Origin of the sequence: Curtobacterium pusillum, from assembly GCF_007680845.1 — a bacterium.
In the GTDB taxonomy this organism is placed as follows: Bacteria; Actinomycetota; Actinomycetes; order Actinomycetales; family Microbacteriaceae; genus Curtobacterium; species Curtobacterium pusillum_B.
On sequence record NZ_VEIY01000002.1, the window covers coordinates 510,298 to 533,632 of the forward strand.

General features: G+C 68.1%; 23 protein-coding genes and 2 tRNA genes. 16 read left to right on the forward strand and 9 right to left on the reverse strand.

The window, feature by feature from the left end:
* Positions 1-15 precede the first annotated feature (15 nt).
* The 5 genes from trxB (at position 16) to FS825_RS06895 (ending at position 4,550) form a co-directional block, all read left to right on the forward strand.
* The gene (gene trxB, locus FS825_RS06875; protein ID WP_144711713.1) at positions 16-1,023 is read left to right on the forward strand and encodes a thioredoxin-disulfide reductase; all 1,008 of its coding nucleotides are present in this window, start codon (positions 16-18) and stop codon (positions 1,021-1,023) included.
* Between the two features lie 65 nt (positions 1,024-1,088).
* On the forward strand, positions 1,089-1,415 hold the full coding sequence (gene trxA / locus FS825_RS06880) for a thioredoxin (protein WP_144711714.1): 327 nt from the start codon (positions 1,089-1,091) through the stop codon (positions 1,413-1,415).
* Positions 1,416-1,567: 152 nt separating this feature from the next.
* The gene (locus tag FS825_RS06885; RefSeq protein WP_144711715.1) at positions 1,568-2,872 is read left to right on the forward strand and encodes an aminotransferase-like domain-containing protein; all 1,305 of its coding nucleotides are present in this window, start codon (positions 1,568-1,570) and stop codon (positions 2,870-2,872) included.
* Positions 2,873-2,916: 44 nt separating this feature from the next.
* Complete coding sequence (locus tag FS825_RS06890) at positions 2,917-3,879, forward strand: D-alanine--D-alanine ligase family protein (RefSeq protein WP_144711716.1); 963 nt, start codon at positions 2,917-2,919, stop codon at positions 3,877-3,879.
* Positions 3,880-3,962: 83 nt separating this feature from the next.
* A complete protein-coding gene (locus tag FS825_RS06895; protein ID WP_186377106.1) occupies positions 3,963-4,550 on the forward strand; it encodes a YdcF family protein in 588 nt (195 codons plus the stop codon).
* Between the two features lie 155 nt (positions 4,551-4,705).
* Here the strand turns inward: FS825_RS06895 and FS825_RS06900 are convergent, their stop codons facing one another.
* The 8 genes from FS825_RS06900 to rpmH all read right to left on the reverse strand — a co-directional run bounded on the left by FS825_RS06900 (position 4,706) and on the right by rpmH (position 9,697).
* The gene (locus FS825_RS06900) at positions 4,706-5,686 is read right to left on the reverse strand and encodes a ParB/RepB/Spo0J family partition protein (RefSeq protein ID WP_144711718.1); all 981 of its coding nucleotides are present in this window, start codon (positions 5,684-5,686) and stop codon (positions 4,706-4,708) included.
* On the reverse strand, positions 5,686-6,579 hold the full coding sequence (locus FS825_RS06905) for a ParA family protein (protein ID WP_144711719.1): 894 nt from the start codon (positions 6,577-6,579) through the stop codon (positions 5,686-5,688). The genes FS825_RS06900 and FS825_RS06905 overlap by 1 nt, the downstream gene beginning before the upstream one ends.
* A gap of 81 nt (positions 6,580-6,660) precedes the next feature.
* Positions 6,661-7,305 (reverse strand): 16S rRNA (guanine(527)-N(7))-methyltransferase RsmG, encoded by a 645-nt coding sequence (rsmG, locus tag FS825_RS06910; protein ID WP_144711720.1) that lies wholly within the window; start codon positions 7,303-7,305, stop codon positions 6,661-6,663.
* The gene (locus FS825_RS06915) at positions 7,302-7,811 is read right to left on the reverse strand and encodes a Jag family protein (protein ID WP_186377107.1); all 510 of its coding nucleotides are present in this window, start codon (positions 7,809-7,811) and stop codon (positions 7,302-7,304) included. The genes rsmG and FS825_RS06915 overlap by 4 nt, the downstream gene beginning before the upstream one ends.
* Positions 7,812-8,786 (reverse strand): membrane protein insertase YidC, encoded by a 975-nt coding sequence (gene yidC, locus FS825_RS06920; protein WP_144711721.1) that lies wholly within the window; start codon positions 8,784-8,786, stop codon positions 7,812-7,814.
* Positions 8,787-8,794: 8 nt separating this feature from the next.
* Positions 8,795-9,175: a membrane protein insertion efficiency factor YidD gene (gene yidD, locus FS825_RS06925; RefSeq protein WP_144711722.1), complete on the reverse strand. Its 381-nt coding sequence runs from the start codon at positions 9,173-9,175 to the stop codon at positions 8,795-8,797.
* Positions 9,172-9,513 (reverse strand): ribonuclease P protein component, encoded by a 342-nt coding sequence (rnpA, locus tag FS825_RS06930; protein ID WP_144711723.1) that lies wholly within the window; start codon positions 9,511-9,513, stop codon positions 9,172-9,174. Before rnpA ends, yidD begins: the two co-directional genes overlap by 4 nt.
* Positions 9,514-9,559: 46 nt before the next feature.
* Positions 9,560-9,697: a 50S ribosomal protein L34 gene (rpmH, locus tag FS825_RS06935; protein ID WP_058724833.1), complete on the reverse strand. Its 138-nt coding sequence runs from the start codon at positions 9,695-9,697 to the stop codon at positions 9,560-9,562.
* 509 nt (positions 9,698-10,206) lie between these two features.
* On the opposite strand from rpmH, the gene dnaA reads away from it, so the two are divergent.
* The 10 genes from dnaA (at position 10,207) to FS825_RS06985 (ending at position 21,742) form a co-directional block, all read left to right on the forward strand.
* Positions 10,207-11,673 (forward strand): chromosomal replication initiator protein DnaA, encoded by a 1,467-nt coding sequence (gene dnaA, locus FS825_RS06940; RefSeq protein ID WP_144711724.1) that lies wholly within the window; start codon positions 10,207-10,209, stop codon positions 11,671-11,673.
* Between the two features lie 478 nt (positions 11,674-12,151).
* Positions 12,152-13,297 (forward strand): DNA polymerase III subunit beta, encoded by a 1,146-nt coding sequence (gene dnaN, locus FS825_RS06945; protein WP_144711725.1) that lies wholly within the window; start codon positions 12,152-12,154, stop codon positions 13,295-13,297.
* Between the two features lie 70 nt (positions 13,298-13,367).
* Entirely contained in the window at positions 13,368-14,255 is an 888-nt protein-coding gene (gene gnd / locus FS825_RS06950; RefSeq protein WP_144711726.1) for a phosphogluconate dehydrogenase (NAD(+)-dependent, decarboxylating), read from the forward strand.
* 30 nt (positions 14,256-14,285) lie between these two features.
* Complete coding sequence (recF, locus tag FS825_RS06955) at positions 14,286-15,653, forward strand: DNA replication/repair protein RecF (protein WP_260981056.1); 1,368 nt, start codon at positions 14,286-14,288, stop codon at positions 15,651-15,653.
* A complete protein-coding gene (locus FS825_RS06960) occupies positions 15,653-16,153 on the forward strand; it encodes a DciA family protein (RefSeq protein ID WP_144711727.1) in 501 nt (166 codons plus the stop codon). Before recF ends, FS825_RS06960 begins: the two co-directional genes overlap by 1 nt.
* A gap of 133 nt (positions 16,154-16,286) precedes the next feature.
* Positions 16,287-18,290: a DNA topoisomerase (ATP-hydrolyzing) subunit B gene (gyrB, locus tag FS825_RS06965; RefSeq protein ID WP_144711728.1), complete on the forward strand. Its 2,004-nt coding sequence runs from the start codon at positions 16,287-16,289 to the stop codon at positions 18,288-18,290.
* A gap of 134 nt (positions 18,291-18,424) precedes the next feature.
* Positions 18,425-21,082, forward strand: coding sequence for a DNA gyrase subunit A (gene gyrA, locus FS825_RS06970; RefSeq protein WP_144711729.1), 2,658 nt, complete (start codon positions 18,425-18,427; stop codon positions 21,080-21,082).
* Positions 21,075-21,482, forward strand: a complete 408-nt coding sequence (locus FS825_RS06975) for a DUF3566 domain-containing protein (protein WP_070417462.1) — start codon at positions 21,075-21,077, stop codon at positions 21,480-21,482. The genes gyrA and FS825_RS06975 overlap by 8 nt, the downstream gene beginning before the upstream one ends.
* A gap of 76 nt (positions 21,483-21,558) precedes the next feature.
* Positions 21,559-21,635: transfer RNA gene (locus FS825_RS06980), tRNA-Ile, on the forward strand.
* 34 nt (positions 21,636-21,669) lie between these two features.
* Positions 21,670-21,742, forward strand: a tRNA-Ala gene (locus tag FS825_RS06985).
* A gap of 256 nt (positions 21,743-21,998) precedes the next feature.
* Here FS825_RS06985 and FS825_RS06995 read toward each other — a convergent pair.
* Complete coding sequence (locus tag FS825_RS06995) at positions 21,999-22,580, reverse strand: hypothetical protein (protein ID WP_144711731.1); 582 nt, start codon at positions 22,578-22,580, stop codon at positions 21,999-22,001.
* A gap of 116 nt (positions 22,581-22,696) precedes the next feature.
* Here FS825_RS06995 and FS825_RS07000 point away from each other — a divergent pair, with 116 nt between their 5' ends.
* Positions 22,697-23,236, forward strand: coding sequence for a peptidylprolyl isomerase (locus FS825_RS07000; protein WP_144711732.1), 540 nt, complete (start codon positions 22,697-22,699; stop codon positions 23,234-23,236).
* Positions 23,237-23,335 lie beyond the last annotated feature (99 nt).

Here is a 23,335-nt window from a genome sequence, read left to right on the forward strand (position 1 = left end):
GGAAGGGCACCAGGCATGCGCCAGCTCATCATCATCGGTTCCGGCCCGGCCGGGTTCACCGCCGGCATCTACGCCGCGCGGGCCGAGCTCAAGCCGCTCATCGTCGCGTCCAGCGTCGAGACCGGCGGCGAGCTCACCAAGACGACCGAGGTCGAGAACTTCCCGGGCTTCCCCGAGGGGATCCAGGGCCCGGACCTCATGATCAAGATGCAGGAACAGGCCGAGAAGTTCGGCGCCGAGGTCCTGTACGACGACGCCGTCTCCGTCGACCTCACCGGTGACGTCAAGAAGGTCACCGTCGGTTCCGGCGAGACGTACGAGGCCCTCGCGGTCATCTACGCGACCGGTTCGGCCTACCGCCACCTCGGCCTCGCCGACGAAGAGCGCCTGTCCGGCCACGGCGTCTCCTGGTGCGCGACGTGCGACGGCTTCTTCTTCCGCCAGAAGAACATCGCCGTCGTCGGCGGTGGCGACTCCGCGATGGAAGAGGCGACGTTCCTCACCCGCTTCGCCGACAAGGTGACGGTCATCCACCGCAAGGACAGCCTGCGCGCGTCGAAGATCATGCAGGACCGCGCGATGAACGACCCGAAGATCGAGTTCGCGTGGAACAAGGAGGTCACCGGCATCACGGGTGACTCCGCGGTCACCGGCGTGACCCTCCGCGACACGGTCGACGGCACCGAGAGCGAACTCGCCCTCGACGGCCTGTTCATCGCGATCGGCAACGACCCGCGCACGCACCTCATCCACGGCCAGATCGACATCGCACCCGAGGGCACGATCGCCGTCCAGGGCCGCACGTCGAGGACGAACCTGCCCGGTGTCTTCGCCGCTGGTGACGTCATCGACCCCACCTACCGTCAGGCCATCACGGCCGCCGGTTCGGGCACGGTCGCGGCGCTCGACGCCGAGAAGTACCTCGCTGAACTCGACGACGCGCTCGTGGACCAGGCCGAGGGTCGCACGCCGACCGAGCCCGCGATGATCGACGTCACCGCCGCCGCGACCGCGAGCGCCTGACACCCGCGGAATACACCGACGGTCCAGCCGTTGTACCCACCGAACGACTTCTCGAAGGAGCACACATGTCCAACGCCAAGGCAGTCACCGACGCCACCTTCTCGGACGAGGTCCTGAAGTCCGACAAGACGATCCTCGTCGACTTCTGGGCTGAGTGGTGCGGCCCGTGTCGCGCCGTCTCGCCGATCCTCGACCAGATCGCGTCGGAGCACGCTGACAAGATCGAGATCGTCAAGCTCAACGTCGACGACAACCCGCAGTCGGCCATGAACTACCAGATCACGTCCATCCCGGCGATGAAGGTGTTCAAGGGCGGCGAGGTCGTGAAGACCGTCATCGGCGCCAAGCCGAAGCCGGCCCTCGAGGCCGACCTCGCGGAGTTCCTCGCGTAGGACCACCCCCGACGGACGGCCCCGCACCCCACCGGGTGCGGGGCCGTTCGTCGTTCCGGGCCACTGCTTCCGGATCGGCCCCGTCGTGGAGCCCGGGTTCCCCGAGTCGATGTCGTAGTGTGGCGGGAATGTCCCACTGAAACGGAGCACTGATGACGAACGGCAACAGCCTCGACCCCTGGTACGACTCCTACGCCCAGCGCACCGCCGGGCTGAGCGCCTCCGAGGTCCGAGCCCTGTTCGCCGTCGCCTCCCGGCCCGAGGTGGTCTCGCTCGCCGGCGGCATGCCGTACGTCTCCGCGCTGCCCCGTGAGCTCGTCACGGGGTCCCTCGACCGCGTGATGGCCCAGGACGCCGCCATGGCGCTGCAGTACGGCGGCGGACAGGGTCTGCGGTCCCTGCGGGAGCACATCGTCGAGATCATGAGCCTCGAGGGCATCCGTGCCAGCGCCGAGGACGTCGTCGTCACCACCGGGTCGCAGCACGCGCTCGACCTCGTGACGCGGCTCTTCATCGATCCGGGCGACGTCGTGCTGGCCGAGTCGCCGTCCTACGTCGGCGCGATCGGTGTGTTCCGTTCGTACCAGGCCGAGACGGTCCACGTGACGACGGACGAGAACGGCCTGGTGCCCGAAGCACTCCGCGAAGCCATCGCGAACCTGCGGACCCAGGGGAAGCGGATCAAGTTCCTCTACACGATCCCGAACTTCCACAACCCCGCCGGCGTCACACTCAGTCGCGAGCGCCGCATCGAGATCCTCGACATCTGCCGATCGAACAACATCCTGGTGCTCGAGGACAACCCGTACGGGCTCCTCTGGTTCGACGAGCCGGCGCCGCAGGCGATCCGGTCGATCGACGAGGAAGGGGTCGTGTACCTCGGCTCGTTCTCGAAGACCCTCGCGCCCGGCTTCCGGGTCGGGTGGGCGCTCGCACCGCACGCCATCCGCGAGAAGCTCGTCCTCGCGAACGAGTCGGCCGTCCTGGCACCGAACTCCTTCGGCCAGTACGTCGTCAACGCCTACCTCGACGCCGCCGACTGGAAGGGCCAGGTCGACACCTTCCGCGGCCTCTACGCCGAACGACGTGACGCGATGATGTCGGCCCTGGGGGAGTTCCTCCCCGACCTCTCCTGGACGAAGCCCAACGGCGGGTTCTTCGTCTGGCTCACCCTGCCGGAGTCGCTCGACTCGAAGGCGATGCTTCCCCGCGCGGTCAAGGAACTCGTCGCGTACACGCCGGGCACGGCCTTCTACGCCGACGGACGCGGCGGCGGACACATCCGGCTCTCGTTCTGCTACCCGACGCCGGAGCAGATCCGCGTGGGCATCAAGCGCCTCGCGAACGTGGTGAACGACGAGCTCGAGCTCATCGAGACGTTCGGTCCGACGACCGCACCGAGCTCCGTGGTCCGTTCGGCGTCGTCGGTGAGCGCGCCGCCCCCGAACATCTCCTGACCAGCACTTTCCGTCGCAGAACCGCACCCCGGAGGTCTCCTCGCATGGCCGAGCTCACCCGTCGTCACGTCGTCGTCGTCGCCGGAGGGATCTCCCACGAGCGTGACGTCAGCCTGCGGTCCGGCCGTCGGGTCGCCGACTCCCTCACCGGGTACGGCTGGCAGGTCGACCTGCGGGATGCTGACGCATCCCTCCTCCCGACCCTCCGCGAGACCCGCCCCGACGTCGTGTGGCCGGCACTCCACGGAGCCTCGGGTGAGGACGGTGCCCTGCGGGGCATCCTGGAGGCGCTGGACATCCCGTTCGTCGGCTCACGTTCCACGTCGGCCCGGTTGGCCTGGGACAAGCCCACCGCGTCCGCGCTGGTCGCGCGCGCCGGCGTGCGGACACCACGGTCGGTCACGCTGTCGCACGACGTGTTCCGTGAGCTCGGTGCCGTCGGCGTCCTGGAGAGCATCGCGGTCGAGCACCCGGTCCCGCTGGCCGTGAAGCCCGCGCGCGGCGGCAGTGCGCAGGGGGTCACCCTGGTCGACGACGTCAACGACCTCCCGCGCGCCATGGTCACCGCGTACACGTACTGCGACGACGTGGTGGTGGAGCAGCTCATCCGCGGGACCGAGGTGGCCGTGGGGATCATCGACACGGGCGACGGCCCGGTGGCACTCGCCGCCGTGGAGATCGTCCCCCGGAGCGGGATCTACGGCTTCGAAGCGCGGTACAACGCCGGCGAGACCACGTTCTACACGCCGGCACGACTGTCCGACGACTTCGCCGCGGCAGCCTCGGACGCCGCCATCGCAGCTCACCGAGCGCTCGGGCTCCGCCACATCTCGCGCGTCGACCTCATCATCGATGGCGCTGGGACGCCGTGGTTCCTCGAAGCGAACGTCCTCCCGGGGCTCACGGAGACCTCGTTGGTGCCGCAAGCCCTGTCGGCTTCCGGATTCGACCTCGGCTGGACCTACGCCGAACTCGCCGAGCAGGCCATCCGCGACCACCGCGCGTGACCCGTCCGGTGCGCCGCGTCGTTCCACGTGGAACATCGGGCGCCTTCTGGGGGACGATCGCCACCGGAGCAGGGGTACTGGGCGTGACGGCGGCGATCGTCGCCTGGGGTGAGGCCGTGCACGCCCACGCCGCGCGACGCGAACGCCAGCTGCCGCGAGCCCCCAGGGCACCCGGTGCGGTGGTCGTCCTCGGGTTCCAGAATCGTGGAGACCGGATCAACGTGGTCAATCGGTGGCGTGCGCGCATCGCGGTGCGAACGGCACGCGAGGCCGAGAGGCGCGGAGCCTCCGCCACGATCATCTGCAGCGGGGGAGCGGCGCACGGGACCTTACCTGAGGCCGAGCTGCTCGCCGGATATCTCAGGGGCTCGCTGGGCTGGTCGGGCCCGGTGCTCGTCGAGTCCGAGAGTACGTCCACCTGGGAGAACGTCCGGAACGTGGTTCCACTGCTCGGCGATGCGCGCTGGGTGGCCTTCGCCTCGAACGGCCTGTACGCCGAGAAGGCACGCGTGTACCTCCGCCGACAGCGGCCCGACCTCGGCCGGCTCCTCGTTCGCGCCGACGACTACCGCCTCGGCGAGATGCTCTTCATCAAGCCGGTCTTCGCCGCTGTCGGGCTGTGGAAGCTCCGAGCGGTGTTCCACGTGGAACGCCGCCGAAGTTCCACGTGAAACGGTCCGGTTGCCGGTCCGTGCTGATCGGGACTGCAGCCGAGGTTGGCGGCTGAACGGCGAAAACCCAGCGTCCGTCGCCCGCTCCACATGGGCCCGTTAACCGACGTCACAGAGGCGCACAGGGGCTGCGGGAGCCCGGCGGGGCCGAGGGCTCAGTTAGCGACGTCCTCCACGCCCAGCTCGGCGAGGATCCGGTTCAGATCGTCGCCGTTGGCGAAGTCGATCGTGACCGAGCTCTTGCGAGCCCCCACGGCGATCTTCACCCGCGTGTTGAGACGATCCCCGAGACGCTCGGCCAGGTCGTTGAAGTGCGCCTGTCGCTTCGACGGCTCCGGCTTCGGCTTGACCGGGAGCTTCGCGGAGAGCTGCTGCGCGATCGCCTCAGCCGCGCGGACGGACAGGTCCTCGTTGACGATCTTCTCGGCGAGGTACTCCATCGCCTCGGCATCCGGCGCCGCGAGGATGGCGCGAGCGTGACCGGCGGACAGCACCCCGGCAGCGACTCGACGCTGCACGGGGGAGGGGAGGCGCAGCAGTCGGATCGTGTTGGTGATCTGCGGCCGCGAGCGGCCGATGCGCTGGGCGAGCTGCTCCTGGGTGATCCCGAAGTCAGCGAGGAGCTGTTGGTAGGCCGAGGCCTCCTCAAGCGGGTTCAGCTGCGCACGGTGCAGGTTCTCCAACAGCGCGTCGCGGAGCATGGCGTCATCGGGGGTGTCCTTGACGATGGCCGGGATCGTGCTGAGCCCGAGCTCCTTCGTGGCCCGGAGCCGGCGCTCACCCATGATGAGCTCGTACTGCGGCTCGGTTCCGGTCGCTCCCGTGATCGGGCGGACCACGATCGGCTGCAGGACACCGATCTCGCGGATCGAGTGCACCAGCTCCTGGAGCTCTTCCTCGCGGAACTCCTTGCGCGGCTGCTGTCCGTTCGGGACGACGTCGAGCGGGTTGAGGTTCGCGAGCCGTGCACCGGGTACGGCGATGAGGTCCTCGGCGGTGCCGCCGTCCCCGCCGGGTGCCGAGGCGGGCGATCCGCCGGTCGGGAAGAAGACGTCGACCGGGCGGTCCTGCTGCTCGGTCGCCGTGGGGATGAGGGCTCCGATGCCCCGGCCGAGTCCCGTTCGCTTGGGTGCCATCAGTCCTGCGCTCCTCGTGCTGCGATCTCGGCCGCTGCTTCCAGGTAGGAGAGCGAGCCGGTGGAGTTGACGTCGTACGCGACCACGCTCTGGCCGTAGCTCGGTGCCTCGCTGACCCGGACGGATCGGGGGATGACCGCGTTGAGCACCTGCCCGCCGAAGTGCTCCCGCACGTCCGCGGCGACCTGGTTCGAGAGGTTCGTCCGGCTGTCGTACATGGTGAGCAGGATCGTCGACACCTGCAGGTTCGGGTTGAGGTGCCGTTCGATGAGCTCGATGTTGCGCAGGAGCTGGCTGAGGCCCTCCAGCGCGTAGTACTCGCACTGGATCGGGATGAGCACTTCCTGCGCCGCGACGAAGGCGTTGATCGTCAGCAGACCGAGGGACGGCGGGCAGTCGATGAAGACGTAGTGGTACGGCTCGTCGAGCGATTCGAGGTACTGGTCCAGCGCCGTCCGTAGCCGCTGCTCACGAGCCACGAGCGACACGAGCTCGATCTCGGCTCCCGCCAGGTGGATCGTCGCCGGCACGCACCACAGCGTGTCCGACTCGGGGGAGCGCTGCACGGTGTCCGCGATCGGCGCTTCGTCCACGATGACGTCGTAGATGCTCGCCACCTCGGCCTGGTGGTTCACGCCGAGCGCGGTCGACGCGTTGCCCTGCGGGTCGAGGTCGATCACGAGCACGCGCGCGCCACCGTGGGCGAGTGCCGCAGCGAGGTTCACGGTGGTGGTCGTCTTCCCGACGCCACCCTTCTGGTTCGACACCGTGAAGACTCGGGTCTTCGGCGGCAGCGGGAACTGCTGCGTCGCGATCGCACGCCGGCGCCGGTTGAGGTCGGCGATCTCGCGAGCGAGCGGTGTGGACGCGTCGTAGTCGGTCGATGAACTCAACGAGTGCCTCTTCCCCGGTTCGGTGTTTCACGTGGAACGCGGAGCCACTGGCGGCCGGTCGAACCAGCCTGAGCCGCAGCGTCAGTCAACTGTAGCCCGGAACACCCGGGTGGTCTCCTCGACCACACCGACTCCGAGCTCGAGGACCTCGACGTCGGCCAGGTGGTTCCGGAGGATGACCTTCCGGGCCTTCTCGATCTCCTCGTCGACCCGAGCGCCCTTCATGAGGATCAACTGCCCGCCCGAGCGGACGAGCGGCACGGTGAGGGGGATGAGCTTCGACAGCGCACTCACCGCGCGAGCGGTCACCTGGTCGACGACGATGCTGTCGGCGACGTCCTCGGCGCGCGCACGGACCACCTGGACGTTGTCGAGACCGAGCCGCGCCGCCTCGGCGGTGAGCCACTCCACCCGTCGCTCCATCGGCTCGATGAGCGTGAGCTGCACGTCCGGACGTGCGATGGCCAGGACCAGCCCGGGGAGTCCCGCACCGGACCCGACGTCCGCGACCCGGCCCCGTTCCTCCAGGAGGGGTGCCAGGACTGCAGAATTGAGGATATGTCGCGTCCAAAGGCGCGGCAGCTCCAGGGGTCCGATCAGCCCGAGCTCTTCGCCCCGGCGAGCGAGCTCGCCGGTGAACGAGCGCGCGACATCGATCCGGTCACCGAAGAGCACGGCAGCGGCGGCCGGCTCCGTCTCGAGGACCGGCGCGTCGGGCTCCGTCATCGGGTGACGACCGTGTGGCGGTCCCGACCCTCACCCTCGGACTCCGAGTGGAAGCCCTTCTCGGCGACCAGGTCGTGCACGAGCTTGCGCTCGTAGGACGACATCGGCGGGAGCGCAGCGGACGTCGAGCCCGCTTCGATCCGCTCGACAGCGGTGTCGACCAGTCGCTGGAGTTCCGACGCGCGAGCATCCCGCGAGCCGCCGACGTCGAGGATCAGGCGGCTGAACTCGCCCGTCTCGGCCTGGACGGCGATGCGGGTGAGTTCCTGCAGGGCAGAGACCGTGTCGGGCTTCGAGAGCACGCGCAGGGCATCGCCCTCGTCCGTGACGGAGAGGTACACGCGGCCCCCACGCTCCTCGATCTCGATGTCACCGTCGAGGTCGCAGATGTCGAGGAGCTCTTCGATGTAGTCCGCCGCGATGTCCGCTTCGTCGCGGGCTCCGGTCTCGACGTCCTCGGTCTCGACCGGGGTCTCCACGGCGTCGACGATGTCCTGCTCGCTCACTTACTTCTTCCCGTTCTTCTTGGCGCGGTTCTTGCCCACCGGCTGCTGACGCTGCGTGGTCACCCGCACGGCCTCGATCTCGGCAGCGCCCGCTCCCGCGCCGGCCTCTGCGAGCACCGGCGTCGCCGTGCCGCGTCGCTGTGCCTTCTTGGCGAGTCGGACCTCACGTGCGAGGGCGGCTTCCGACCCCGGGGTCGGCATGCTGCGGATGACGAAGTACTGCTGGGCCATCGTCCAGACGTTCGACGCGAGCCAGTAGAACATGACGCCGAGCGGGAAGGAGAGGCCGGAGATGATGAAGACCAGCGGGAGGACGTAGAGCATCATCCGCTGCTGGCGGTACATCGGGGACGCCTTGGTCTCCGGGGACATGTTCTTCGCGACGAGCTGCAGCTGGGTGATGAACTGCGACACCGTCATCACGACGATCATGAAGCCCGCGATGACGCGGACCTCCCAGCCGGACGCGTTCGTGAACGTCTCGTGCAGCGGGGCGCCGAAGAGCGACGCGTTGCCGAAGGACGCCGCGAGGTCGTTCGTGAGCAGGCCGATGCCGGTCTTGTTGATCTGCGCCTCGTGCAGCACCGAGTACAGCGAGAAGAAGATCGGCATCTGGATGAGCAGCGGGAGGCAGGAGCTCAGCGGGTTGGTCCCGGTCTCCTTGTAGAGGGCCATGGTCTCGCGGCTCATCGCCTCACGCGAGAACTGGTCCTTCTTGCCCTTGTACTTGTCCTGGATCTTCTTCAGCTGCGGCGCGACCTCGAGCATGCGGCGCTGTGACTTGATCTGGCGCACGAAGATCGGGATGAGCGCGGCACGGACCACGAACGTCAGGAAGATGATCGAGAGGACCCAGGTGATCCCCGCGCCGGGGTCCATCCCGATGCTCTCGAACACCCAGTGGAAGCCGACGAGGATGGCCGAGACCACCCACTTGAGCGGCCAGAGGATGGTTCCGATGAATCCGAGGTCCATGGGGACGGTCACGCCTTTCGAGTGCGCTGGGGGAGCAGGACCGGGAGGGCGGACCCACCCGGGTGCTGCGACTGCTGCTGGGTCGGCGCGAGCACGAAGCCGAACCGGTTGACGTCGTAGGGGCGGCGGCGTTCGCGGACGTCGTCGATGCCGCCGGCCGCCCACGGGTTGCACCGTGCGATGCGCCACGCGCCCATCGCCGAACCACGGATGACCCCGTACTGCTGGATCGCTTCGAGGGCGTACCGCGAGCACGAGGGGTGGTACCGGCAGACGTTGCCGTACAGCGGCGAGATCACGGCCCGGTAGGCGCGCAGCACGACGACGCACACGTTGCGCGGGAGCAACGCGACGACCCAGGCGAGCCGGGTCCAGAGGTTGCGGTTCATGCTGCCTTCTCCACACCACGCGCACAGGAGCGCGAGACGTCTTCGAGCAGGGTAGGCCACCCGGCCTGCGCGGCGGCTGGCAGTGCGCGGACCACGACGTCGTACCCGTCCGGGATCTCGACGAGCAGTCCGTGCGCGATCGCCTTGAGCCGGCGCCGGACGAGGTTCCGCGTCACCGCGTTGCCAACCGTCTTGGCGACGATGAAGCCGAACCGGGTCGGTCCGGCCGCGCGGTGGACCACCGACACGACGACGTGCGCCGTGGCGCTCTTGCGACCACGACGCACGACGGACCGGTAGTCGTCACCCCGGACGATGCGGTTGGCGCGGGCCAACACGATCGCTACCGGGTGCCGAGCCGGGACGGGACCGAACGGGAGCCGATCAGGCGCTGAGCTCGGTGCGGCCCTTGGCGCGACGCGCGGCGAGGATGGCACGGCCGGCGCGGGTGCGCATGCGGGCACGGAAGCCGTGCTTCTTGGCGCGGCGGCGGTTGTTCGGCTGGAAGGTGCGCTTGCTCATGATGATCTCCACACGGCTGCTCGCGGCGAGCCGTCACGTATGTGTCGCCGCTCGGTACCGAACGACGCAGATGGGCGCGACCCAACGGCCGCAGTCAACTGGTTAACGGTACGTGACAGCGGCGAGCAGGTCAAACGCGGTGCGCCCACCCCGATCACAGCCGGTGGGCGCACGTTCATTATCCACATTGGGGAAAACGTGCGTTCGGTACGACGCGCCCTGGTCCTTTACAGTGGTGTGATCGATCGGCCTGCGGCCCGACAGGACGGGGAAGTCTCCCTGTCGTGCACCGTTCGGCGGTCGTGAACCGACTGTGGACAACCCTGTGGACCACCACGCGGGACGACACGTGGTCCGGACCGTCGAAGAAGCCACCCGGACACCTGCGACCCGCCAGGACGATCCTGCGGTCGACGCTGTCCCGGCACCGCCGGGCGAGCACCACGCACGCAGCACAGCGCGCCCACGGAACACCGTGGCACGACACGAGACCAGGAGACGAGCGCGACATGACGATGCCGGCCGACCCCGTCGAAGACCTCTGGTCATCCGTCCTCGGACTCCTCTCGGAGGACGACCGCATCACGCCGCAGCTCCACGGCTTCCTCAACCTGGTCGAGCCGAAGGGCGTCCTCGCCGGCACGCTCTACCTCGAGGTCCCCAACGACCTCACCCGCGGCATGCTCGAGCAGCGCATCCGCATCCCCATCACCGAGGCCGTCTCCCGGATCGGCGACGACGCCGTGGCCAACTTCGCGATCACGGTCAACCCGGACATGGCCTCCGAGCCGCGGGTCGACGCTCCGGTCCCGAGCCACGTCCCCGAGTACGCGGAGCCGGTGCAGGGAGCGGTCGAGCAGAGCGCGGCGCCGCGCCAGTACATCGAGGCGCCGTTCGTCCCGAGCCAGATCGACTCCCCGGGCACCAGCGGTCGCCCCGAGTCCCGGCTCAACCCGAAGTACAACTTCGACAACTTCGTCATCGGCTCGTCGAACCGGTTCGCGCACGCCGCGGCCGTCGCCGTCGCCGAAGCCCCCGCGAAGGCCTACAACCCGCTGTTCATCTACGGCGACTCCGGTCTGGGGAAGACCCACCTCCTGCACGCGATCGGCCACTACGCAGAAAGCCTCTACCCGGGGATCCGGGTGCGGTACGTGTCCAGCGAGGAGTTCACGAACGACTTCATCAACTCGATCGCGAACAACCGGTCGAACCAGTTCCAGCAGCGGTACCGCGACATCGACATCCTGCTGATCGACGACATCCAGTTCCTCCAGGGCAAGGACTCCACCCAAGAGGCGTTCTTCCACACGTTCAACACGCTGCACGACCACAACAAGCAGGTCGTCATCACGTCGGACGTCGCGCCGAAGCACCTCACCGGGTTCGAGGACCGGATGCGGTCCCGCTTCGAGTGGGGTCTCATCACCGACGTCCAGGCACCGGAACTCGAGACGCGCATCGCGATCCTCCGCAAGAAGGCGCAGTCCGACCACCTGCAGGTGCCCGACGACATCCTCGAGTTCATGGCGTCGAAGGTCTCGAGCAACATCCGTGAGCTCGAGGGGACGCTCATCCGCGTCACCGCGTTCGCGAGCCTGAACCGGACGGCCGTCGACATGGCCCTGGTGCAGACGGTCCTCAAGGACCTCATCACCCTCGACGACGACAACGTGGTCGCGCCGACCGACATCATCAACCACACCGCGGAGTACTTCAAGCTCTCGGTCGACGACCTCTACGGGTCGTCCCGGTCGCAGGCGATCGCCACCGCCCGGCAGATCGCGATGTACCTCTGCCGGGAGCTGACGAGCCTGTCGCTGCCGAAGATCGGGCAGCTCTTCGGGAACCGCGACCACACCACCGTGATGTACGCGAACAAGAAGATCACCGAGCTCATGAAGGAGCGTCGGTCCATCTACAACCAGGTCACCGAGCTCACCAGCCGGATCAAGCAGGACCGCCGGTACCGCTGAGCACGCTCGTCGGCGTCGCGCGTCGCGCGCGTCGCGTCCGTGACGGACTGGAGGAACGGGTCGACCCCTCGGGATCGGCCCGTTTCCGCGTGCATCCACCATCTGAGACGGTTCCATGCGCCGGAGTTCTCACAGTGTGGATAGCCTGTGGATAACTGTGGAGGACACGCCGCCCGGTTGTTCACAGCGCGCGGGGCAACTGTGGAAACTGGGGATGGAAGTGGATAGATGAGGTTCCTTCATCCAGATGCCGTCAACAGGCCGCCAACAACTCACACGGTTGTAGTTCCCAGTCGCCGAGCGGCATGCACAGGGTTATCCACAGTGTGCACAGGCGTTAACACCATTACTCCTGGTTAACGATTGATCTCAGCGGGCCAACCTTGTGGACGGCGGGATGACAAGAAATCCGGGCTCCGCCGGGCTGTGCCACAATGGGGCGGCCGGACAGTCCAACCGATCGACAGGGGTTCCAGCTGTGAAGTTCGAGGTCAACCGGGACGTCTTCTCCGAAGCCGTCTCCTTCGCGGTGAAGCTCCTCCCACAGCGCACGACCCTCCCGATCCTCTCGGGCGTCCTCATCCACGCCGACGGCGAGCGGCTCACGCTCTCCTCGTTCGACTACGAGGTCTCGGCGCAGACGTCGATCACCGCACAGATCGACGAGCAGGGCACGGTCCTCGTCTCCGGCCGGCTCCTCAACGACATCGCGAGTCGACTCCCGAACGCTCCGGTGACCTTCACCACCGAGGACTCCAAGATCTCGGTCTCCTGCGGCTCGGCGCACTTCACGCTGCTGTCGATGCCGGTCGAGGAGTACCCGACGCTCCCCGAGATCGGTGCGCAGACCGGCGTCATCCCCGGTGACTCGTTCTCCGAAGCCGTGTCGCAGGTCGCCGTCGCCGCCAGCCGCGACGACGTCACCCCGGTGATCACCGGCGTGCAGCTCGAGGTCGGCGACAACGACCTGTCCCTGATCGCGACCGACCGCTACCGCGTCGCAGTCCGGACGATCGCGTGGGACTCGGGCCGGGTCGGTTCGGAGCCGCTCCACGCACTCGTGCCCGCGCGCACCCTGCAGGAAGTCGGCCGCACGTTCGGCTCGGCCTCCACGGTGTCGGTGTCGATCAGCGGCTCGTCGGACCGCGAACTCATCGCCTTCCACGCCGACGACAAGACCGTCACCTCCCTGCTCATCAAGGGCAACTACCCGCCGGTCCGCCGGCTCTTCCCCGAGACCGTCGAGGACCACGCGGTGATCAACACCGCGGAACTCGTCGAAGCGGTCCGACGGGTCTCCCTCGTCCTGGAGCGCGAAGCGGCGCTCCGGTTCTCCTTCACGGTCGACGGGCTCACGCTCGAAGCGATCGGTTCCGAACAAGCGCAGGCGTCAGAGTCGATCAGTGCGTTGCTGACCGGGGAGGAAACGGTGGTCTCGCTGAAGCCCGCCTTCCTCCTGGACGGGTTGAACGCGGTGCACTCCGAGTTCGTCCGGATCTCCTTCACCAAGACGGAGAACCCCAACAAGCCGGGGCCGGTGCTCATCACCGGTCAGACCTCGCAGGAGGCACCGGCCACGGACGGATACCGGTACCTGCTGCAGCCCAATCTCCTGCTGCGGTAAGCGCAACAGCCGAACACTGCGCTGACGCGCGAACGAAGCATCAGCGCGACGACGAACAGAAGAGGAAATCATGCACATCGGTCTTGTCGGCCTCGGTCGCATGGGCAACAACATGCGTGCCCGTCTCCGCAACGCAGGCATCGACGTCACGGGCTACGACGCGAACCCCGCCGTCTCGGACGTCGCCAGCCTCGCGGAGCTCGCCGCGGCGCTGCCCGAGGGACAGAAGCTCGTGTGGGTGATGGTCCCGCACGGCAAGATCACCGACGACGTGATCACCGAGCTCGCGAACGTCCTCGGCGAAGGTGACCTCGTCATCGACGGCGGCAACTCGAAGTGGCTCGACGACACGAAGCACGCCGAGCAGCTCGGTGCCAAGGGCATCCGCTACGTCGATGCCGGCGTCTCCGGCGGTGTCTGGGGCAAGGACAACGGCTACGGCCTCATGGTCGGCGGTGACGTCAAGGACATCGAGTTCGCCATGCCGGTCTTCGACGCGCTCCGCCCCGAGGGCCCGCGCGGCGAGGGCTTCTCGCACGCCGGCGGCATCGGCGCCGGTCACTACGCGAAGATGGTCCACAACGGCATCGAGTACGCGATCATGCAGGCCTACGGCGAGGGCTACGAGCTCCTCGAGGCCAAGGACATCATCCACGACGTGCCCGCGGTCTTCGCCGGGTGGCAGCGTGGCACGGTCGTCCGCTCCTGGCTGCTCGACCTCCTCGTCCTCGCGATCAACGAGGACCCGAAGCTCGACGAGCTCGAGGGCTACGTCGACGACTCGGGTGAGGGGCGCTGGACCCTCGAAGAGGCGATCGAGCTCGCGGTGCCGATGCCCGCGCTCTCCGCGGCGATGTTCGCCCGCTTCGTCTCGCGTCAGGGCAGCGAGTCCCCGACGATGAAGGCCGTCGCGGCGCTCCGCAACCAGTTCGGCGGCCACGCCGTCAAGAAGGCGTAGTCCAACCGGGGCAACCCGGCCACGGCCCGCGTGCACGTCGACCACCTGCAACTCACGGACTTCCGGAACTACCGGGAGGCCGAGGTCGACCTCGCACGCGGGCCGAACCTGTTCGTCGGACGGAACGGACAGGGCAAGACCAACCTGGTCGAGGCGATCGGCTACCTGTCCACACTCGGGTCGCACCGGGTGCCGACCGACGCCGCGCTCGTCCGTCAGGGTTGTGACGCGGCGGTCGTCCGAGCCCGCCTCTCGCACGAGGACCGCAGCATCCTCGCTGAGGTGCAGATCAACCGCACCGGATCGAACCGGGCGCAGGTCAACCGTTCGGCGATCAAGCCACGTGAACTGCCGCGCTACTGCACGAGCGTGCTGTTCGCCCCCGAGGACCTCGCGCTCGTGCGTGGTGAACCGGCCGGCCGACGACGGATGCTCGACGAGCTCCTCGGACAGATCGCTCCCCGTATGCAGGGCGTCCTCGCCGACTACGACCGCACGCTCCGGCAGCGGAACACGCTGCTGAAGTCGGCTCGGGCGACGGGTGCGAAGGCGGGGTCGCTCGCGACGCTCGGCGTCTGGGACGACCGACTCGTGGCCTTCGGCGCCGAGATCATCGCCGCCCGCGACCACCTCACCCGGCGGCTCGCTCCGTTCGTCGCCGAGGCGTACGCGACCGTCGCCGGCGAACGGCACGAGGCGTCGATCGCCGGCGTCCTGAGCGTGCGCGGGGGCGACCCGGAGGACGCGGCCGCGACCGATCCCGTCCTCGGGACGCCGGACGAGCCGGTCACCATCGCGTCGGCTGCCGATGCGTTCCGCGCTGCGCTGGAGCGACGGCGGCGGGACGAACTCGACCGCGGGTTGACCCTCGTCGGACCCCACCGGGACGACGTGCTCTTCCAGCTGAACGGGTTACCCGCCCGTGGCTACGCGAGTCACGGGGAGTCGTGGTCCTTCGCGCTGGCGATCCAGCTCGCAAGTGCGTCGATCCTCCGGGCGGAGTCGAGCCTCGGCGACCCGATCATCATCCTCGACGACGTGTTCGCCGAACTCGACGAATCCCGACGCGAACGGCTGGCCGGAGCGGTCGCGGACTACGAGCAGGTGCTCATCACCGCAGCGGTGTTCGGTGACGTGCCCGCACAGCTGGCGGCGCACACCGTCCGGATCGAGGCGGGGACGATCCTGCCCGACGATGCGAACCAGGTTCCGGACACGGAACCGGGCAACGACGCGGTGCTGAGTCCGGAACCTGGTTCCGCCGACGCCGACGCCGACGCCGACGCCACCGCCGCCGCCGCCACCGCCGCCGCCGCCGCCACCGCAGCCGCCACCGCCGCAGCCGCCACCGCCGCCGCCGCCACCGCCACCGCCGACGGTGCGGGGACGAGCGCCTGATGCCGAAGCCCTGGAAGCCGACCGAGCCCTCGCGGGTGTACCGCCACCTCCGCGCGGTCTTCGGCGACCCGTCGAAGCGCGGCGTCGACGCCCGACGTCGACGGGTGAACGGACTCGACGTCGACTCGGTCCCCTACGGCCGTGGCCGCGAGCCCCAGGGACTCGGCGACGTCGTCGGCTCCCTCACCCAGGAGCTCGGCTGGGCCGAACCGCTCGCCCGGTCCGAGCTGTTCGTCGACTGGCCCTCGGTGGTGGGCGACGAGCTCGCGAAGCACTCCCGGCCGATGACCATCGATGACGGCGCCCTCGTCATCCGGTGCGACTCGACGGCCTGGGCGACGCAACTCCGACTGATGCGCAGCACCATCACGACGACCATCGCCGAACGGCACCCAGGAGCGGGTGTGCAATCGATCCGGGTTTCCGGCCCCGACGCCCCCACCTGGAAACGCGGTCCCAGGACGGTCCAGGGGCGCGGTCCTCGCGACACTTACGGGTGAGCCGACGAAATCGTCCTGGAGGACGAAAAAAGGCCGTCCACGGGCGGATTCCGCCCTCGGACGAGGGGGTCCTGAGGTAGACTGGGAGGTGCAGTGCGCGGGTGTTCCGCGCGCAGGCAGGAGCACTCTCGACATGGCATCAGGATCTGACGACGACCGACAGAACTCGTCCGGCGAGCAGACCCCGCAGACCGAACCGGCGTACGGCGCAGACCAGATCCAGGTGCTCGAGGGGCTCGAAGCCGTCCGGAAGCGTCCGGGCATGTACATCGGGTCGACCGGGCCGCGTGGTCTGCACCACCTCGTCCAGGAGATCGTCGACAACTCCGTCGACGAAGCCCTCGCCGGCTACTGCGACACCATCAACGTCACCATCCGCGAAGACGGCGGCGTCCGCGTGGTCGACAACGGCCGCGGCATCCCCGTCGGCATCCACGCTGCCGAAGGCGTCTCGACCGTGCAGGTGGTCCTCACCGTCCTCCACGCCGGCGGCAAGTTCGGCGGCGGCGCCTACGCGGTGTCCGGCGGCCTGCACGGCGTCGGTTCGTCGGTGGTCAACGCGCTGAGCTCCGAGCTCGACGTGGAGGTCCGCCAGCAGGGCCACGTCTGGCGGCAGAGCTACACCGACGGCGTCCCCGTCGCGCCGCTGTCGAAGGACGAACCGTCCGACGAGCACGGCACGACGATCACGTTCTGGCCGAACGCCGAGATCTTCGAGACCGTCGTCTTCGACTACGAGACCCTCCGCACACGGTTCCAGCAGATGGCCTTCCTCAACAAGGGCCTCCGGATCACGCTGCAGGACGAGCGCACCCCGGACGAAGGCGAAGAGTCCCGCAAGGACTCCTTCCTCTACGAGCGCGGCCTCGCCGACTACGTCGAGTACCTCAACGCCCAGAAGAAGGCCGACCTGGTGCACCCGGACGTCATCGGCTTCGAGGCCGAGGACCCGGAGCGCAAGATCGCGCTCGAGGTCGCGATGCAGTGGAACACCTCCTACCAGGAGAGCGTCCACACCTTCGCGAACACGATCAACACGCACGAAGGCGGGACCCACGAAGAGGGCTTCCGCGCCGCGCTCACGTACTTGGTGAACAAGTACGCGCGTGAGGCGAAGATCATCAAGGAGAAGGACGACAACCTCACGGGTGACGACATCCGCGAAGGGCTGACGGCCGTCATCTCGGTGAAGCTCGGCGAGCCGCAGTTCGAGGGCCAGACGAAGACCAAGCTCGGCAACACCGAGGCCAAGGGCTTCGTCCAGCGCGTCGTCGGCACCGAGCTCACGCACTGGTTCGAGAGCAACCCGACCCAGGCCCGCGACGTCGTCCGCAAGGCGATCCAGGCCTCGCAGGCCCGCCTCGCCGCCCGCAAGGCGCGCGAGACCACCCGCCGCAAGGGCCTCCTCGAGTCGGGCGGCATGCCCGGCAAGCTCAAGGACTGCCAGTCGAAGGACCCGACGGTCTCCGAGATCTTCATGGTCGAGGGTGACTCCGCCGGCGGTTCCGCCGTGCAGGGCCGTAACCCGATGACGCAGGCGATCCTGCCGCTGCGCGGCAAGATCCTCAACGTCGAGAAGGCGCGGCTCGACCGGGCCCTCGCCAACCAGGAGATCCAGTCGATGATCACGGCGTTCGGCGCCGGCATCGGTGAGGACTTCGACCCGGACAAGGCCCGGTACCACAAGATCGTGCTGATGGCCGATGCCGACGTCGACGGCCAGCACATCACGACGCTGCTGCTCACGCTGCTGTTCCGCTACATGCGGCCGCTCATCGAGCGCGGCTACGTGTACCTCGCGCAGCCGCCGCTGTACCGCCTGAAGTGGTCGAACGCGGCGCACGAGTACGTGTTCAGCGACCGAGAACGCGACGCCCTGATGGAAGCCGGCCTCGCCGCCGGCAAGCGCATCCCGAAGGACAACGGGATCCAGCGCTACAAGGGTCTGGGCGAGATGGACTACAAGGAGCTGTGGGACACCACGATGAACCCGGACACCCGGACGCTCCTGCAGGTCACGCTCGAGGACGCCGCCGCTGTGGACAGCGTGTTCGCGACGCTCATGGGCGAAGACGTCGAGTCGCGTCGCCAGTTCATCCAGCAGAACGCGAAGGACGTCCGTTTCTTGGACATCTGACCGGACTCGACACCTCGACCCCGGTCTGGAGGCGCGGAGCCAGCCGCGTGCTCTGGTCCGGACCACCTGTGGTCGCGTCCACCGCGACGAACGTCACCACGGCCTCCAGGCCGTCAGAAAGGTAACGCAAGCCAATGGCTGACGACAACGAGAACGGCGCCGACGAGCAGCCCGAGATCGTGCACGGCGACAGCGGGGACATCGTCGTCTCCGGTGACCGCATCTCGCAGGTCGACCTGCAGCTCGAGATGCAGCGCTCGTACCTCGACTACGCGATGTCCGTCATCGTCGGCCGTGCCCTGCCGGAGGTCCGTGACGGGCTGAAGCCGGTGCACCGCCGCGTGATCTACGCGATGTTCGACGGCGGGTACCGACCGGACCGGGCGTTCTCGAAGTGCTCGCGCGTGGTCGGCGACGTGATGGGACAGTTCCACCCGCACGGTGACAGCGCGATCTACGACGCCCTCGTGCGTCTGGTGCAGCCGTGGTCGCTCCGGTACCCGCTCGCGCTCGGCCAGGGCAACTTCGGCTCGCCCGGCAACGACGGCGCCGCTGCCCCGCGGTACACCGAGACCAAGATGGCGCCGCTCGCCATGGAGATGGTCCGGGACATCGACGAGGACACCGTCGACTTCCAGGACAACTACGACGGCCGCACCCAGGAGCCCGCCATCCTGCCGGCGCGCTTCCCGAACCTGCTCGTCAACGGTTCGGTGGGCATCGCGGTCGGCATGGCGACGAACATCCCGCCGCACAACCTGCGCGAGGTGGCAGCCGGCGCGCACTGGGCGCTCGAGCACCCGGACGCCACGCGCGAGGAACTCCTCGCCGCGCTCATGCAGCGGATCAAGGGACCGGACTTCCCGACCGGCGCGCAGATCCTCGGCACCAAGGGCATCCAGGACGCCTACCGCACCGGTCGTGGCTCGATCACGATGCGCGCGGTCGTCAACGTCGAGGAGATCCAGGGCCGGACCTGCCTGGTCGTCACGGAGCTGCCGTACCAGGTCAACCCGGACAACCTGGCGATCCGCATCGCCGAGGGCGTCAAGGACGGCAAGCTCGCGGGCATCGCGGACATCCGCGACGAGACCTCGGGTCGTACCGGGCAGCGCCTCGTCATCGTGCTCAAGCGCGACGCGGTCGCGAAGGTCGTCCTCAACAACCTGTACAAGCACACGCAGCTGCAGGAGAACTTCGGCGCGAACATGCTCGCGATCGTCGACGGCGTCCCGCGCACCCTCGCGCTCGACGGCTTCATCACCGCGTGGGTCGACCACCAGATCGACGTCATCGTCCGCCGCACCCAGTACCGGCTGCGCGAGGCCGAGAAGCGGGCCCACATCCTGCGCGGCTACCTGGCGGCGCTCGACGCCCTCGACGAGGTCATCGCGCTCATCCGCCGGTCGCCCGACGTCGAAGAAGCCCGCACCGGCCTGATGGACCTGCTGAGCGTCGACGAGATCCAGGCGCGTGCGATCCTCGAGCTCCAGCTCCGTCGCCTGGCCGCCCTCGAACGCCAGAAGATCCACGACGAAGCGGACGAGCTCGAGCGGAAGATCGCCGACTTCCAGGACATCCTGGGCTCGGAGACCCGCCAGCGCTCCATCATCGGCGAGGAGCTCACCGAGATCGTCGACCGCTTCGGCGACGACCGCCGCAGCGAGATCATGCTCGGCTACGACGGCGACATGTCCATCGAGGACCTCATCCCCGAAGAGGAGATGGTCGTCACCATCACCCGCGGCGGGTACGTCAAGCGCACCCGGAGCGACAACTACCGGTCGCAGCACCGCGGCGGCCGTGGCGTCAAGGGTGCCCAGCTCCGCGCCGACGACATCGTCGAGCACTTCTTCGTCACGACCACGCACCACTGGCTGCTGTTCCTCACCGACCAGGGCCGCGTGTACCGGGCCAAGGCGTACGAACTGCAGGAAGCCAGCCGGGACGCCAAGGGGCAGCACGTCGCGAACCTCCTCGCGATGCAGCCGGACGAGCAGATCCAGCAGGTGCTCGACATCCGCGACTACGAGGCAGCGCAGTACCTCGTGCTCGCCACCGAGCACGGTCTCGTGAAGAAGACGGCGCTGACCGAGTACGACACGAACCGCACCGGCGGCATCATCGCCATCAACCTGCGCGACGGCGACAAGCTCCGGCAGGCGCTCCTCGTCGACGAGCACGACGACCTGCTCCTCGTGTCGAAGCACGGCATGTCGCTGCGGTTCACCGCCACGAACGACACCCTGCGGCCGATGGGTCGATCGACCTCCGGTGTGAAGGGCATGTCCTTCCGCGACGGCGACTCCTTGCTCGCGGCGCGGGTCGTCTCGGACGACGGCTACGTCTGGGTCATGACCGAGGGCGGCTACGCCAAGCGCACCTCCGTCGACCAGTACCGGGTGCAGGGCCGTGGTGGTCTCGGCATCAAGGTCGCCAAGCTGGCCGCCGACCGGGGCGACCTTGTGGGTGCTCTCATCGTGGGCGAGGACGACGAAGTGCTCGTCGTGCTGCAATCGGGCAAGGTGGTAAGGTCTGCCGTGTCCGAGGTGCCCGCCAAGGGTCGTGACACGATGGGCGTCGTCTTCGCGAGGTTCGCGGAGAACGACCGGATCATCGCGGTGGCCCGGAACACAGAGCGGAACCTGGACGACCAGGACGACGCCGAGATCGAGCCCGCGGGCCCGGTGGAGACGGTCAGCCCTGACGAAGCGGCCCCGGAACCCGCCGACCCCGCCGACACCGAGCCTGTCGAAGACGAGGCCGGAGAGGACCAGTCGAACAATGAGTAGTGTCGCCGAGAAGCTCCAGAAGAAGGCGAAGCGGCCCGTCGGCACCCGTCAGGTGCGACTGCGGTTGGTGTACGTCGACTTCTGGTCGATGGTGAAGCTCAGCTTCCTCATCGCCCTGGCCGGGTCGATCGTGATCGTGGTCGCCACCGCCCTGGTGTGGGTCATCCTCAACCAGACCGGTGTCTTCACCCAGATCGACGCCCTGCTCAAGGACGTCACCGGGCAGAACAACTACTCGATCATGGACCAGTTCTCGCTGGGCCAGGTGCTCGGGTTCTCGATCGTCGTGGGGATCCTCAACGTGGTCGTCGGCACCGTGCTCGGCGCGATCGTGAGTGTGCTCTACAACCTCAGTGTGCGGATCACCGGCGGCCTGCTCGTCGGCTTCACGAACAACTGACACACCCGGACCCGGATGGGCCGGCCGCTCGATTTCGTTCTGCGGGATCGGTACGGTAGGCTTTCATCCGGTCTGAGGGGCTATAGCTCAGGCGGTTAGAGCGCTTCGCTGATAACGAAGAGGTCCAAGGTTCAAGTCCTTGTAGCCCCACCATCTCCCTCAGACACTCAGTAACATGAGTGTTCCCGGGGCCTTAGCTCAGTTGGTAGAGCGCCTGCTTTGCAAGCAGGATGTCGGGAGTTCGATTCTCCCAGGCTCCACATCTCGTGGTCGGCTCGTTCGGCTCGTCCCTCTCTCGGCCGGCCGTGGCTCGTCCCCGCGTCTGTCTGCGCCGTCTGCCCCGAGCGGGCGGGACTCGCCGTCTGCGGTTGGCGAGCGGGCAGAATGTGCCGCCGGCGGGTGGCGAGCGGGACGTATTTCGCCCGCTCGGGGCTCCGGGCGGACGGCCGCCGGGCCCCAGGGCGGGACGACGAAGGGCCCCGGCGCGTGCCGGGGCCCTTCGTACGAACCGGGAGGTCAGGCGGCGGGCTTCTCCGCCGTGTCGGCGTCGTCCGCGACCCAGAGGTCGTCGTCCGCGCGGAGCGTCTGGTACGCGGCGTACGCAGCACCCGCGACGGCGACCACGCCGACGATGATGAGCGCGACACCGCCGAAGCCGATGCCCTTCTTCTGCTTCGCAGCCGCCGGCACGTACTTCGCGGCGGACTTCTTGGCCTGCTTGCCCTTCTTCTGGGCATCCTTCACGATCTTCTGGACCCGGGGGTCCTTCGCGAGGTCGACCACGCTCAGCACCGAGCCGGCGGTGGACACCAGGCCCGGGACCACCTCGGACTGGAAGCGGTGCGAAGCGTTCTGCGCGGCACTCGTCGCGGCGTGCACACCCGTGGCGACTGCCGGCCGGATGCCGTTGTCGATCGCGTTCTGCACGCGCGGTGCGATGTCCTTGCGAGCGGTGTCCGCGGCGTTGGCCCGCGCTTCCGCCAGGATCGCGTTCGCGTGCTCGAGGACCTTGCGCTGCTCGCCGAGGAGCGAGGCGGTCTGGCCCTTGAGCTTCTTGATCTGCTTCCGACGCTTGCGCGGGATCTCGATCGTCGTCATCTGGTACCTCCATCGGAACGGCGTGACCCCCATCCTGCCACTGCACTGCCTGACAGGTCACGGAACCGCAGCTGTGGGATCGGTCTGACGTCAGGAGTACATGCGAGAATCGGAACATGTCTCTGCACACCGCTGTCGCAACGATCCACACGAACAAGGGCGACATCCGCGTCAACCTGTTCGGCAACCACGCTCCGAAGACCGTCAAGAACTTCGTCGACCTCGCGACGGGCAAGCAGGAGTGGACGCACCCCGGCACCGGCAAGCTCTCGACCGACAAGCTCTACGACGGCGTGATCTTCCACCGCATCATCAAGGACTTCATGATCCAGGGCGGCGACCCGCTCGGCCAGGGCATCGGCGGCCCGGGCTACCGCTTCGACGACGAGATCTCCCCCGAGCTCACCTTCCAGAACCCGTACATCTTCGCGATGGCCAACGCGGGCATCCAGGGCGGCCGTGGCACCAACGGTTCGCAGTTCTTCATCACCACCGTGGCGACGCCGTGGCTGCAGGGCAAGCACACCATCTTCGGCGAGGTCGCGGACGACGAGTCCCGCGCCGTCGTCGACGCGATCGAGGGCGTGCCCACCGACGGCCGCGACAAGCCGCTGGACGACGTCGTCATCCAGAGCATCGACGTCGAGGACGCCTGAGCCACCACGTGAGCAACCCGGCGTACGACTCGTCCAACACCTGTTACCGGCATCCGGACCGGCAGAGCTTCGTCCTGTGCCAGCGGTGCGGGCGGACCA

Excerpts from the sequence above, each read along its gene's own strand:
- FS825_RS06960 (WP_144711727.1), top strand. The coding sequence starts at position 15,653 with ATGCCGAAGCCCTGGAAGCCGACCGAGCCCTCGCGGGTGTACCGCCAC.
- FS825_RS06900 (WP_144711718.1), bottom strand. The coding sequence starts at position 5,686 with ATGGCACCCAAGCGAACGGGACTCGGCCGGGGCATCGGAGCCCTCATC.
- FS825_RS06975 (WP_070417462.1), top strand. The coding sequence starts at position 21,075 with ATGAGTAGTGTCGCCGAGAAGCTCCAGAAGAAGGCGAAGCGGCCCGTC.
- FS825_RS06890 (WP_144711716.1), top strand. The coding sequence starts at position 2,917 with ATGGCCGAGCTCACCCGTCGTCACGTCGTCGTCGTCGCCGGAGGGATC.
- gnd (WP_144711726.1), top strand. The coding sequence starts at position 13,368 with ATGCACATCGGTCTTGTCGGCCTCGGTCGCATGGGCAACAACATGCGT.
- trxA (WP_144711714.1), top strand. The coding sequence starts at position 1,089 with ATGTCCAACGCCAAGGCAGTCACCGACGCCACCTTCTCGGACGAGGTC.
- rpmH (WP_058724833.1), bottom strand. The coding sequence starts at position 9,697 with ATGAGCAAGCGCACCTTCCAGCCGAACAACCGCCGCCGCGCCAAGAAG.
- gyrA (WP_144711729.1), top strand. The coding sequence starts at position 18,425 with ATGGCTGACGACAACGAGAACGGCGCCGACGAGCAGCCCGAGATCGTG.
- yidC (WP_144711721.1), bottom strand. The coding sequence starts at position 8,786 with ATGGACCTCGGATTCATCGGAACCATCCTCTGGCCGCTCAAGTGGGTG.
- FS825_RS07000 (WP_144711732.1), top strand. The coding sequence starts at position 22,697 with ATGTCTCTGCACACCGCTGTCGCAACGATCCACACGAACAAGGGCGAC.
- FS825_RS06995 (WP_144711731.1), bottom strand. The coding sequence starts at position 22,580 with ATGACGACGATCGAGATCCCGCGCAAGCGTCGGAAGCAGATCAAGAAG.
- yidD (WP_144711722.1), bottom strand. The coding sequence starts at position 9,175 with ATGAACCGCAACCTCTGGACCCGGCTCGCCTGGGTCGTCGCGTTGCTC.
- dnaA (WP_144711724.1), top strand. The coding sequence starts at position 10,207 with ATGACGATGCCGGCCGACCCCGTCGAAGACCTCTGGTCATCCGTCCTC.
- trxB (WP_144711713.1), top strand. The coding sequence starts at position 16 with ATGCGCCAGCTCATCATCATCGGTTCCGGCCCGGCCGGGTTCACCGCC.
- gyrB (WP_144711728.1), top strand. The coding sequence starts at position 16,287 with ATGGCATCAGGATCTGACGACGACCGACAGAACTCGTCCGGCGAGCAG.
- FS825_RS06885 (WP_144711715.1), top strand. The coding sequence starts at position 1,568 with ATGACGAACGGCAACAGCCTCGACCCCTGGTACGACTCCTACGCCCAG.
- rsmG (WP_144711720.1), bottom strand. The coding sequence starts at position 7,305 with ATGACGGAGCCCGACGCGCCGGTCCTCGAGACGGAGCCGGCCGCCGCT.